12 protein-coding genes are annotated in these 12,187 nt (G+C 46.1%); 11 read left to right on the top strand and 1 reads right to left on the bottom strand.

Annotated elements, in window-relative coordinates; all coding sequences use genetic code 11:
* The first annotated feature begins 59 nt into the window (after positions 1–59).
* From AM231_RS12315 to AM231_RS12290, 7 genes are all read left to right on the top strand, one after another.
* Positions 60–908: a DegV family protein gene (locus tag AM231_RS12315; protein WP_054402852.1), complete on the top strand. Its 849-nt coding sequence runs from the start codon at positions 60–62 to the stop codon at positions 906–908.
* A gap of 120 nt (positions 909–1,028) precedes the next feature.
* On the top strand, positions 1,029–1,184 hold the full coding sequence (locus AM231_RS29055) for a hypothetical protein (protein ID WP_165593394.1): 156 nt from the start codon (positions 1,029–1,031) through the stop codon (positions 1,182–1,184).
* Between the two features lie 162 nt (positions 1,185–1,346).
* A complete protein-coding gene (gene nagZ, locus AM231_RS12310; RefSeq protein WP_054402851.1) occupies positions 1,347–2,669 on the top strand; it encodes a beta-N-acetylhexosaminidase in 1,323 nt (440 codons plus the stop codon).
* A 257-nt stretch (positions 2,670–2,926) separates the two neighbouring features.
* Positions 2,927–3,877, top strand: coding sequence for an RNA polymerase sigma factor RpoD (gene rpoD, locus AM231_RS12305; RefSeq protein WP_053492808.1), 951 nt, complete (start codon positions 2,927–2,929; stop codon positions 3,875–3,877).
* A gap of 202 nt (positions 3,878–4,079) precedes the next feature.
* On the top strand, positions 4,080–5,102 hold the full coding sequence (locus AM231_RS12300) for a UDP-N-acetylmuramate dehydrogenase (protein WP_054402850.1): 1,023 nt from the start codon (positions 4,080–4,082) through the stop codon (positions 5,100–5,102).
* A 134-nt stretch (positions 5,103–5,236) separates the two neighbouring features.
* Positions 5,237–6,166: a manganese-dependent inorganic pyrophosphatase gene (locus AM231_RS12295; protein ID WP_053492810.1), complete on the top strand. Its 930-nt coding sequence runs from the start codon at positions 5,237–5,239 to the stop codon at positions 6,164–6,166.
* 357 nt (positions 6,167–6,523) lie between these two features.
* Positions 6,524–7,039 carry a hypothetical protein gene (locus AM231_RS12290; protein WP_054402849.1) on the top strand — a complete coding sequence of 172 codons (516 nt, stop codon included), beginning with the start codon at positions 6,524–6,526 and terminating at the stop codon, positions 7,037–7,039.
* A gap of 118 nt (positions 7,040–7,157) precedes the next feature.
* On the opposite strand, the gene AM231_RS12285 is transcribed toward AM231_RS12290, so the two are convergent.
* The gene (locus AM231_RS12285) at positions 7,158–7,868 is read right to left on the bottom strand and encodes a hypothetical protein (RefSeq protein ID WP_242615134.1); all 711 of its coding nucleotides are present in this window, start codon (positions 7,866–7,868) and stop codon (positions 7,158–7,160) included.
* A 293-nt stretch (positions 7,869–8,161) separates the two neighbouring features.
* On the opposite strand from AM231_RS12285, the gene AM231_RS12280 reads away from it, so the two are divergent.
* The 4 genes from AM231_RS12280 (at position 8,162) to AM231_RS12265 (ending at position 12,183) form a co-directional block, all read left to right on the top strand.
* Complete coding sequence (locus AM231_RS12280; RefSeq protein ID WP_053492813.1) at positions 8,162–8,926, top strand: amino acid ABC transporter substrate-binding protein; 765 nt, start codon at positions 8,162–8,164, stop codon at positions 8,924–8,926.
* 158 nt (positions 8,927–9,084) lie between these two features.
* A complete protein-coding gene (locus AM231_RS12275; protein ID WP_054402847.1) occupies positions 9,085–9,744 on the top strand; it encodes an amino acid ABC transporter permease in 660 nt (219 codons plus the stop codon).
* Between the two features lie 15 nt (positions 9,745–9,759).
* On the top strand, positions 9,760–10,506 hold the full coding sequence (locus tag AM231_RS12270) for an amino acid ABC transporter ATP-binding protein (protein WP_054402846.1): 747 nt from the start codon (positions 9,760–9,762) through the stop codon (positions 10,504–10,506).
* Between the two features lie 183 nt (positions 10,507–10,689).
* Positions 10,690–12,183 carry an alpha-N-arabinofuranosidase gene (locus tag AM231_RS12265; protein WP_054402845.1) on the top strand — a complete coding sequence of 498 codons (1,494 nt, stop codon included), beginning with the start codon at positions 10,690–10,692 and terminating at the stop codon, positions 12,181–12,183.
* Positions 12,184–12,187: the final 4 nt, after the last annotated feature.

The raw sequence follows: 12,187 nt of genomic DNA, 5'->3' as shown, positions 1-12,187 counted from the left end.
GGCTTCAATCGCTTCCTTTCCTATTTTTTACTACACGAAAGCGAGACGTGAACACGATAATGAGATCCATTGCATGGGTGACCGACAGCACGAGTACCATTGATCCTAAATTCGCCAAGGACAATCATATTTATATTGTACCTTTGAGGTTGATACTTGGACAGGAGGCTTACAAGGAAGGAATCGATATTTCGGCGGAAACCTTCTATGACAGAATGAAAGATGAACCGAACGTCAGCAGCTCACAGCCACCGATCGGTGAATTTATAGAATTATATGAAGCTCTGAAAGAGAAATACGATGATATCATTGCGATTCATTGTTCGTCTGAGCTTAGTGGCACATTGAATTCATCCATGCAGGCTGCAGAGATTGCGGAGGTATCCGTTGTTGGCATTGACTCCCAGGCAGGGGCGTTCCCAGTGCGTGAAATGATCATGTCCGGTATTCAATGGCATCGTCAAGGGGATACTGTTCAGGTGATCAAAGATAAAATTCAGTCCATGGTGCAAAACATGTCATTCTATCTCATTCCTGCAAGCCTGCACCGTCTTCACAGCAGCGGCCGGGTGTCCGGCACCCAGCTGATTTTGAGTAATTTGCTGCGTATCCATCTTTTGCTGCGTTTTGATGAGGGCAAGGTCATTGTGGAAGAGAAGATTCGAACATTCAAGAAGGCCAAGCAGAAGATGCTTGAGCTTATGAAAACGGATCTACAGAAAATTAAGAAGGTGTGCATTATGCACGCAAACAATGTTAAAGAGGCTGAGGAGATTCAGAAGGAGATCCGAGGCGAGCATCCATGGTTGAAGACGGAAATTATGACCTTTATTCCGGTTGCGGGCATCCATGCAGGAGAAGGCACGATCGCCATGTCGTGGATTAGAAATCATCCCGCTTACTCTTAGTTATATTTTAGATAAGCCTGCAGATAATATCTGCAGGCTTTTGTCATGCTTTTCGATTCTGTGAGTGCAATGTGGTTGAATATGTAGTAAAGAATGTTCCAGGAAAGGGTGAAGGTAGAGATGAAGGTAATCATTACGCAAGCCGAGGCCATGCAAAAGAATATCTGGGATGATATTATGCTGATGTTTGGCAGAACGGATGAGGATGAAGTGTGGGATACAGAGCAGTTCATCCTGACAGAGGAGCAGGCGCGAAAGCTAGGGCTGCTCAAATAGGGGCCGACACCCGCAACTGATGCGGCTGTTCTCGCCTGATCAGGAGCCTAGACTGGAATTAATTTCATGTTTGTCATGGAAGGACTCTGGTGATAACAGAACGAATATATGTAAGGTGAACTAGAAGGAAGGTGACCAGACTTGAGGCGTAGAGTCCAGTGGATGAGGATAATGATACTGGCAGCCGTCTTGCTGCTTGCCCTGGCAGGTTGCAAGGACGAATCCGGAAGGGGAATCTCCGGTAACAATGGTCAAGAAGCTGCTCCATCGTCGCAAGGGCAGAAACCGCAGGAGCAGGAGCCCTCTCAAGAACCGGATAAAACCCAAACTCTTCCGGGCAGTACTGGGGAAGTCGAGGACGGGGATTTGCCGAGCAATGGCAAAACGGAAGCTGCAGTTACTGAGTTAATGTCCAGTATGACCGTGCAGGAGAAGATCGGTCAGTTGGTTCTGGTCGGAATAGAAGGTACGGCGATGGATGATACATCGCTTAAATTGATTAAGGATTACCATGTAGGCGGCTTTATCTTTTTCAAAGACAATATCACGAGCACACAGCAATCCGTGAAGCTGTTCAATGAGCTAAAACACGCTAATGCAGCAAATCCTGTACCGCTATGGCTAAGCATTGATGAAGAGGGTGGACGGGTTACCCGTTTTCCGGAGGAGTACGTTAAACTGCCGTCCAGCGGTAAGGTAGGCGGTTATAAGAATCAAGAATTGACCAAACGTGTTGGTGGTCTTATCGCAGAGAAAGTCTCGGGCCTCGGTCTTAATATGGTATTTGCTCCGGTGCTCGATATTAACAGCAATCCGAACAACCCGGTTATTGGTGATCGGTCCTTTGGTACGAACGCAGATGCCGTAAGCGAACAGGGGATTGCCTCCATGAAAGGGATTCAGGAGAACGGAGTCGTTCCTGTCGTTAAGCATTTTCCAGGCCATGGAGATACTTCAGTCGATTCTCATCTCGGACTTCCCGTTGTTGAACATGATCTGAAACGGCTGCACGAGCTGGAGCTGGTTCCATTTCAGCAAGCGATTAATGAAGGAGCCGATGTGGTGATGGTTGCCCACCTGTTGATGAAGAGCATCGATCCGGACACGCCATCCTCCTACTCAAAGCCAGTAATCAACGATCTATTAAGAGATGAGATGGGGTTTAAGGGTGTGGTCATCACGGATGATATGACGATGGGAGCTGTATCCGGTAATACGGATGTAGGCGAGGCTTCTGTGAAATCCATCCTGGCAGGGAGCAACATCGTATTGATTGGACATGAATATGATATGGAGATAGGCGTCATTCAGGCATTGACCGACGCGGTTGAGGAAGGCGTAATCTCGGAGGAAATGCTGAATGATCGGGTAAAGACCACGCTTCTACTTAAGCAGAAGTATCAGGTGAAGGATGAGCCGGTGAAGACACCGGATGTAGAGCGGTTGAATCAGAAGACGAAACAAGTACTAGATGAAATGAAATAAACGTAATTATGAATGAGGACAAATTCTCACTGGTTCTGTTTCCGCCATTTTCACATTTCATTACTGTTAACAAAAATGCAGAGTGATTAAAAAACCCGATCTCTGCTGAGATCGGGTAAATAGACTAGAATATATTAGAAGTTGATATAATGTAAAAAACGTGCTAAAATGAAGGATAAATAACTATTGGCTTAAGTCATAATAACCTAATGCTAGAATAGCATGAAAATTTGGGATTGTCAACAGGGGGGCATAGAATGGAGAACCGTCAGAGCGCGGATTTTGCATTGGAACGAGAGGTTGCGGATACAGAGAAAACGGCAAATTCTCCGACAGAGGATTTTTCTGTTCACGACGATCTCACACTACCGCCAGGCATCAAGATTAGTGATCCAGTTCGTATGTATTTAAAAGAAATCGGTCGTGTTCCCCTTCTATCTGCCGATGAAGAAGTGGAACTGTCCAAACGAATAGAGCAAGGAGATGAGGAAGCGAAACGCCGTTTGGCGGAAGCGAATCTTCGTCTCGTTGTAAGTATAGCAAGACGCTATGCCGGTCGGGGAATGCAATTCCTTGATTTGATCCAGGAAGGCAATATGGGCTTGATCAAGGCTGTTGAGAAATTCGACTATTCCAAAGGCTTTAAATTTAGTACGTATGCCACTTGGTGGATCCGTCAGGCAATTACCCGCTCCATTGCAGACCAAGCAAGAACGATCCGGATTCCAGTGCATATGGTAGAAACCATTAACAAGCTGGTACGTGTATCAAGACAGCTGCTCCAAGAGCTGGGCCGCGAACCGACACCAGAAGAAATCGGCAAAGAGATGGATATTAGCCCGGAGAAAGTGCGGGAGATCCAGAAGGTATCTCAAGAACCTGTATCCTTGGAAACGCCGGTTGGTGAAGAGAGTGACTCTAATCTGGGAGATTTCATTGAGGATCAGGATGCTTTGGCACCTGCTGATGCTGCAGCATTTGAACTGCTGAAGGAGCAGCTGGAAGAAGTTCTTGATACACTCACAGAGCGTGAAGAGAATGTACTCCGTTTACGCTTTGGACTTGAGGATGGACGGACCCGTACGCTGGAAGAAGTGGGGCAGGTGTTTGGCGTTACGCGTGAACGCATCCGGCAGATCGAGGCGAAAGCGCTCCGTAAATTGCGCCACCCGAGCCGCAGTAAGCGTCTTAAGGACTTCCTTGAATAATTTTGTAATAAATGGAATGAATTGAAGTGATAAATCCTTGGGTACGGCCTGCGGGCTGTATTCCAAGGTTTTTTGCTGTTTCCTCAGGAGATTCTGGCCCAATTGACACCACATAAGAAGTTGCATCATAATGATGTAACATCCCTACATGGGTAAGGTTTTTGTTGTGTTGAATGTGAAGAATAGGGAGTGACTGTTTACGATGACTTTACATACATCTGCTATCGACCGACTGTGCAAACGGAATGTAGAGTTGGCGGCTTTTTCGACTTACGGAATTGGTGGTAAAGCTAATTATCTGGCCCTGCCTGAATCCTCCTCTGACCTGGCGGACCTGCTTCAGGACTGCATGAAACGTGGGATTCCTTGGTATATTTTCGGAATGGGTTCTAATATTCTTTTCCCCGATGAACCGAAACATGATCTGGTATTTATATCGCTCAAAAACTTGGTAGAGCTTCATGTGTCCAATGGAAAATGGCATGTTTCCTCCGGGACCCCCATGTCTATGCTCTCCCTGATGGGGTTAATGGGCGGGACTGACTTGCTGGATTTTACTTTTTTGCTGCCTGGCTGTTTAGGGGCCGGTATCTATATGAATGCCAAATATAATGCCCGTCAGATATGCGATATATTGGATGTCGTATATTATATCGATACAACGGACCCGAGCTTGAAGGTGCAGTCAATCGAGGCAGCGGACTGTTTATTTGCTTATAAACAATCGATATTTCAGATGAACCCATGGATTATTGTAGGCGCTGATCTTAACATTCCGGTTAGCTCGGAAGAACAGATTGATATGACGTCCGTACTGCTTAAGGATTGGAAAGCTCGCGGCAGCCATCCATCCTCATTGCCATCGTTCTTCTCATTTTTTCTGGGAGAGGTTCATGCGCTGGCCGGAAAAGGGATAGAGACACCACAGGCGATGCTGGATATCATTAAATATCGGACGAGTAAACGCCATTTCGATTTCCCGTCCTGCGGTTCGGTATTTAAGAATAATTACGATTATGGAGTTGCAGTAGGCTCGCTCGTAGATCAGCTGAATATGAAGGGAACGGAATATGGAGGCGCCATTATTTCCCCGCATCACGGAAATATGATTCTGAACCAGAAGAATGCCAAGGCTGCGGATATTCTGTACTTGATAAATTTGATCTCCGAGTCGATCAATAACCATTATGGATTTGTTCCCGAGCCGGAGATTGTACTGGTCTAAATCGATAGTAAAATAATCTCTGTAAAGAAATTGGAATAAGTAGAATTTAATGATATAAAACGCTATAATCAGATAGGAATCATCCGTTTATTGGACTAAACGATGAAATTCATGTTGCGAGAGGGGTACCATGTATGGCTAAAACATTAATTTTTGGACACAAAAATCCGGATACCGACACGATCTGTTCTGCTATTGCTTATGCTGATTTGAAGAATCAACTCGGTCTTGCCGCCGAGCCTGTACGGCTTGGTGACGTGAATGGCGAGACGCAATATGCGCTCGATTTCTTCAAGGTGGAGGCGCCACGTCTCGTCGAGACGGTAGCGAATGAAGCGCAAGAGGTTATTCTTGTAGACCATAACGAACGTCAGCAAAGCGCTAGCGACATTGATCAAGTTCGCGTGATTGAGGTTATCGACCATCACCGCATCGCGAACTTTGAAACAAGTCAGCCGCTATACTACCGTGCCGAGCCTGTTGGCTGCACAGCTACTATTCTGAACAAGATCTACAAGGAGAAAGGCGTCTCCGTTCGTAAAGAGATTGCGGGTTTGATGCTGTCCGCGATCATTTCGGACTCGCTGTTGTTCAAATCCCCAACTTGCACGGAAGAAGATGTAGCAGCTGCACGCGAGCTGGCGGAGATTGCAGGCGTGGATGCAGACAGCTATGGGCTGGACATGCTTAAGGCTGGTGCAGATTTGAGTGATAAATCCATCGCGCAATTGATTTCCCTGGATGCGAAGGAATTCCAAATGGGTGGAGCCAAGGTTGAAATTGCTCAGGTTAATGCGGTCGACACGAATGATGTACTGTCCCGTCAAGCCGAGCTTGAAGATGCCATTCAGGGGATTATCGCGGAGAAGAATCTTGACTTGTTCGTATTGGTCGTGACTGATATTCTTAACAACGATTCCATTGCTCTTGCGCTTGGTAAAGAGTCCAAAGCGGTTGAGAAGGCGTATAATGTTTCCTTATCTGAAAATAAGGCTCTTCTTAAAGGCGTTGTTTCCCGTAAATCGCAGATCGTTCCTGTTCTGACCGAAGCATTTACTCAATAATAAATTACTCACATAAACAAGCCTGACCATGACTGAGGGACTCAGCGGGTCGGGCTTGTTTATGTTGTGCTTATTTGTCAGCCTCTTCTCTTTGGGGCGTCTGCCGACTCGAAATATTTGGAAGATGGGTTGAAGGGTTTGCTAACGAAGATGGAAAGATTGAAGCATTGTAATGAATTTACGACGAAATGACATCCTTTTTCCAGCGAATGTTCTTATAATGAAGATACTGCAGGACCTATCATCGTGTTTCAAGTCCCAGGAATTGGGTTAATATTGAACAATGAATGGTGAATCGGGCACTGAAGCAGTTAGAATAAACGGTATAACATCAAGTATAAGAGGAGCGATGAGAAGATGAAGAAGTCGGCTTGGAAATTGGGATCTATGATGCTGCTTGTGCTCATCATGATGACAACTGTTGGCGTGGCCTCTAGCAACCAATATGAGCCGGTTCCGGATGCTTCGAATCAGGAAGCTGCTTACATAAATAATCTTGAGATCAGAGACGGCAAGGTATATCTGGAAGTGGATCCGATCGAATGGTATGAGGGAGAAGAAGCGAATCGGGTATTCCGTGAACGTGAACAGGATCCGGAGATGACGGAAGCTCCTGACGGTTATTATATCGTAAATGATACGGAAGAGCAGATTGAACTACCGGTAGCCGATGATGCAGAAGTACTGCTTCAGATATACGACCATACTGGACGGTATGAGGATGCTCAAATTTCCTGGAACCAATTGGTGGACTTGAACAAATTTATCAACATTTATGAAAAAGACGATATCGTGGATATGAAATGGTTCCCATTCCATCTCACAATTGAAGATGGCACCGTAGTGAAGATTATCCAGCAATACGTGCCGTAAATGCATGAATATAAACGTAGTAGATGAATAAGAGCCGCTCCATCTCGGTTAATGCCAACCGTGGAGCGGCTCTTGCTATGTGCTTGTCACAATATATACCTACTAAGAAACAGAAATGTTATCGGGTATGTTTCATCGGTTGGAGTTTGCCATTCACGACATCGCTGACAAATGGTGCAATGCGGGACTTGCGTTCAGCGTATTCTTCCTTTGTTAGCTTGCCTTCGCTGAGCTTTCGATCGAGTCTCTTCGTGATTGCCTGGACTTGTTGATCAATGACAGCCTGGACTGGCACGTCACGTTCCTTCGCGATCTGGGCCAGTGATTTTCCGGAATGCAGCGATTGTTTGAGTTCTTCCGGTGTTGTTTTTAAAAGCTTGGCAAGCTCTTCTCGATCTGAGATCAGTTTTCCATGCCGGTAAGGACTTCTATGTTGATGCCAGCCGCCCTTGGCGTCAAGCAGTTTGTCCGCCACGGCCGAGTAATCCATACCTTCTCCTAACTTTTGCGGATGCGATGAAACCCGGGCCTTCAACAGCTCGATGAGTTTGGCTTTCATAGCTTCGCGTGCAATCCCTTGCTCCTTGGCGATGTCCGCCAGGGTTGACGTCTTGAGTTTATCCTTGAGAACCTGAGGTTCCAGCTTTAAGAATTTGGATAGATCCATAAACATATGACCGGCTTTTTGCGGTCTGTGTTCGTTCTTGACCGAAGGGACTGGCGAGGAATCCACTGGCTGCCCGTGCGGTTCTGCAGAAACCGTCGAAAGAACAGCAAAACTCATGATGACAGCGATGGCGAGAACCCCCGAACGCCGTATTAATTTCAAGAAAGTAACCATTGTGTATTTACCGCCTCTCTTGCTTGGTGTTAGTCCTTGCGTCCTTGAGTTTCCCGTAAATCAGAATCATCTATAAAGTATCCCTAATACAGGGCAAACATACATATTTTTCAAAACTAGTACAACAAGCCGTCATTCTATGAAACTATCGACTCTTCCTCGCTAATATGCTATCATGGAGTCCTGATAACGTAGTAAAGTGTAAAAGCAGTTGTGTATATTACTGGATTGCTAGAAATCCTGAATATCACTGCGTTTATGACAACAAGGGGGATTTTTTGGTGAGAAAGATAGCATTAGTATTAGCGGGATTTATGCTTTTATTGACCGTAGTTGGATGCTCAAAATCCGCGAGCGGTGGCAATGAACTGGTTGTCGGAATTGACGACAAGTTCGCACCTATGGGATTCCGTGATGAGAACAATGAACTTGTAGGTTTTGATATCGATTATGCACGCGCAGCCGCTGAAAAAATGGGCAAGGAAATCAAGTTCCAGCCTATCGACTGGAAAGCAAAAGAATCCGAGCTCAGCAGTGGACGCATCGACTTGATATGGAATGGCTATACCATCACCGAGGAGCGTAAGGAAAAGGTGCTGTTCACGAAGCCTTATCTTGAGAACAGTCAGGTCGTAGCGGTTCTGTCTGATTCCGATATTAGCTCCATCAGCGATTTGGCTGGCAAAGAAGTCGGCTTGCAGGCATTATCCTCAGCAGCAGATGCGCTAAGCGCTAATGAGATTCATGATCAAGTCAAGATCAACGAGTTTCCTGATAATGTGCTGGCTCTTGGCGACTTAAAGAATGGTCGTGTGGATGCCGTAGTCATTGACGAAGTTGTATTGAATTACTACATGTCGAAGGAAGAAGGAACTTATAGGATTCTTGATGAACACTTGGCACCGGAACAATACGGGATCGGAGTTAAGAAAGGGAATGAGGACCTACTGAACAGTCTGCAGAAGGCTCTGGATGACATGAACGCCGATGGTACAGCAGCCAAGGTTTCCGAGAAATGGTTTGGCGAGAATAAAGTACTGAAGTAAGATGTTCACCGAGGATGTTAATCGATCCTCTCATAAATTCTCTAAGAAACCGGACTTTATCAAAGGATCCGGTTTTCTGTTCCAATCCTTGGATTTAAGAAGACATTAAGAAGAGTGTCGGTTCTTAGTTGAAGCTCTTCTATTAGGAGTTAAGTATAATGAGTATGGATTATATTATTCAAATCGGCAAGCCGATGTTGGAAGGTGCGCAGACGACGATTCTGTTATTCTTCATTGCGATCCTGGCCTCCATCCCGCTCGGCTTTATGTTCACATTAATGGTCAGAAGTGCCATTAAGCCGCTGGCATGGTTCGCTAACGCCTACATTTATGTGTTCCGCGGAACGCCGCTGCTTTTGCAGATGCTGTTCTTTTGTTTTGGATTGCCGGTGCTGCCAGTCATCGGAGATTATCTCGTATTGGACCGCTTTGTGGCCGCATGTTTAGCGTTTGCTTTAAACTATGCTGCCTACTTTGCGGAAATTTTCCGAGGAGGCCTGCTGGCAATTGACAAAGGGCAGTACGAGGCTTCCAAGGTGCTGGGTCTCAATCGGTTTCAGACGACGACCAAGGTCATCTTGCCGCAAATGTTCCGCGTAGCGCTCCCTGCGGTATCTAACGAATCCATTACACTGGTAAAGGATACGGCGCTGCTGTACGCTGTGGCTGTGCCTGAGCTGCTGCATTTCGCCTATACGGCGGTCAATCGTGATGCAACTATTATGCCATTTTTTGTTGCTGGCGTGATCTATTTGCTAATGACGCTTGTGTTAACAGTGTTCTTTAAATTTTTGGAACGTCGATTTAAATATGAGTAAAAGGACTGTCGAGTGATGGCCATTATTGAAGTAATGCAGATGAAGAAGTCTTTCGGCTCTTTGGATGTGCTGAAGGACGTCAGCTTTGATATTCAGAAGAATGAAGTGATTGCCGTTATCGGGCCCTCCGGTTCTGGTAAGAGCACCATGCTTCGCAGTCTCGTGCATTTGGAGGAGGTTAACGGCGGGTCGATCAAGGTGCAGGACCAATACCTTGTGAAGGATGGCGCTTATTCAAGTCAATCACAGATCAAGGCAATTACATCCCGCATGGGCATGGTGTTTCAGCATTTTAACCTGTTCCCTCATCTCACGGTGCAAGAGAATCTCGGTTTGGCTCCCAAATATGTAAAGAAACAAACCAAAGAAGAAGTAAGGAAAAATGGCGCAGCTCTATTGCAGAAGGTAGGATTGTTGGATAAAGCCGATGTATATCCGGGCAATCTGTCCGGTGGACAGAAGCAGCGTGTTGCCATCGCGAGAGCACTCATGATGAATCCGGATATTATGCTCTTTGATGAACCGACATCGGCACTCGATCCGGAATTGACAGGAGAAGTGTTAGCGGTCATCAAGCAGCTGGCTGAGGAGCATATGACGATGGTGATCGTGACGCATGAGATGAGTTTTGCCAAGGAAGTGGCAGACCGAATCATCTTCATGGATAACGGACAGGTAGTCGAATCCGGAACACCGGATCAAATATTTAATCAACCGAAAATGGAGCGGACTCGGGAATTCTTAAACCGGGCAACGCGATAGGGAGTACTGGCTGGGGCTGGATCGGAAGATCGGCTTCCGGCCAGTCTTTTTTATTAATAATTTTTTAGTTAAAAGTTTGTTTATTGGTTGACGTAAGTCGGATTGATAGTAATTCTTCTTTTAAAGAAATATAAACTGATTAATATATTATTCTACAAAATAATGCGAGGAGCGGATTGAGTCATGAGTCATGTTATTACCATTCATTCCGATTTACCAGAAGGCAAGATCAACCGAACTATTTATGGTCATTTTTCCGAACATCTGGGCCGCTGCATTTATGAAGGGATATGGGTAGGAGAAGATTCGCCGATCCCGAACACGGAAGGAATGCGAAATGATGTTTTGAAAGCGCTACAGCAGTTGAAAATTCCGGTCCTCCGTTGGCCTGGCGGTTGTTTTGCTGATGAATATCACTGGAAGGACGGAGTCGGCCCCCGAGAGAATCGGAAGCAAATGATCAATACGCATTGGGGCGGCGTTATGGAGAATAATCATTTTGGCACGCACGAGTTCCTGCGTCTCTGTGAACTTTTGGATTGCGAACCATACATATCGGGCAATGTGGGCAGCGGAACCGTGCAGGAGATGTCGGAATGGGTTGAATATATGACCTTCGATGGCGTGTCACCGATGGCTGCATGGCGTCAGGAGAATGGCCGTGAAAAGCCATGGAAGGTGAAGTATTTTGGCGTGGGGAATGAGAATTGGGGCTGCGGCGGGAATATGCGCCCGGAATATTATGCAGATTTATATAGACGATATCAGACGTATGTTCGTAACTATGACGAGAACAAGATCTACAAAATTGCTTGTGGTCCAAACGTCGATGATTATCGTTGGATGGAAACGCTCATGAGGGAAGCTCATCCTTACATGGATGCGATCAGTCTTCATTATTACACGCTTCCGGGTGACTCCTGGGCAAGCAAGGGGGCTGCTACCGGATTCAGCGAACAGGAATGGTTCAGCACGATGAAGAAGGCGCTCCATATGGATGAATTAATTACACGTCACTCAGCAATCATGGATCAATATGATCCCAATAAGCGGATCGGCCTGATTGTGGATGAATGGGGCACCTGGTATGATGTAGAGCCGGGAACAAATCCAGGTTTCTTATATCAGCAGAATACCATTCGTGATGCTTTGGTGGCTGGGCTGACACTGAATATTTTCCATGAACATAACGATCGGGTTGTAATGGCGAATATTGCCCAGGTCATTAATGTGCTCCAGTCGGTCATCCTGACAGAGGGGGAGAAGATGATTCTTACGCCGACTTATCATGTGTTTAATATGTATAAAGTGCATCAGGATGCAGAACGTTTAGCAACTCATCAGACCGGAACGGATTATGAGATGGACGGCGACAAGATACCACAAGTCTCCGTAACTGCCTCCAAGGATCAAACAGGCAGCATTCATGTGAGTCTGTGTAATCTCAGTCATGTGGAGCAGAGCGACATAACGATTCAGCTTCGGGGATTGAGTGAAGCGGTGTCCGAAACTACAGGTCAGCAGCTAACAGCCGATTCGCTGGATGCGCATAATACCTTTGAATCACCGGAGAACCTTAAGCCGTTAGCATTCCATGCATATGAATGGGAAGGCGACGTCCTGCGGGCGAAGCTCGCTCCCAGGTCCGTCACCGTTCTAAAAATCACGACAGGATAATCGA

It is taken from the genome of Paenibacillus solani (assembly GCF_001277345.1).
Taxonomy (GTDB): domain Bacteria; phylum Bacillota; class Bacilli; order Paenibacillales; family Paenibacillaceae; genus Paenibacillus_AQ; species Paenibacillus_AQ solani.
This window is presented reverse-complemented; position numbering and strand designations above follow the sequence as displayed.

Bases quoted from the DNA above. Each gene is read 5' to 3' on its own strand.
- AM231_RS12315 (WP_054402852.1), top strand. From the start codon at position 60: ATGAGATCCATTGCATGGGTGACCGACAGCACGAGTACCATTGATCCT.
- AM231_RS12300 (WP_054402850.1), top strand. From the start codon at position 4,080: ATGACTTTACATACATCTGCTATCGACCGACTGTGCAAACGGAATGTA.
- AM231_RS12290 (WP_054402849.1), top strand. From the start codon at position 6,524: ATGAAGAAGTCGGCTTGGAAATTGGGATCTATGATGCTGCTTGTGCTC.
- AM231_RS12265 (WP_054402845.1), top strand. From the start codon at position 10,690: ATGAGTCATGTTATTACCATTCATTCCGATTTACCAGAAGGCAAGATC.
- nagZ (WP_054402851.1), top strand. From the start codon at position 1,347: ATGAGGATAATGATACTGGCAGCCGTCTTGCTGCTTGCCCTGGCAGGT.
- AM231_RS29055 (WP_165593394.1), top strand. From the start codon at position 1,029: ATGAAGGTAATCATTACGCAAGCCGAGGCCATGCAAAAGAATATCTGG.
- AM231_RS12275 (WP_054402847.1), top strand. From the start codon at position 9,085: ATGAGTATGGATTATATTATTCAAATCGGCAAGCCGATGTTGGAAGGT.
- AM231_RS12270 (WP_054402846.1), top strand. From the start codon at position 9,760: ATGGCCATTATTGAAGTAATGCAGATGAAGAAGTCTTTCGGCTCTTTG.
- rpoD (WP_053492808.1), top strand. From the start codon at position 2,927: ATGGAGAACCGTCAGAGCGCGGATTTTGCATTGGAACGAGAGGTTGCG.
- AM231_RS12295 (WP_053492810.1), top strand. From the start codon at position 5,237: ATGGCTAAAACATTAATTTTTGGACACAAAAATCCGGATACCGACACG.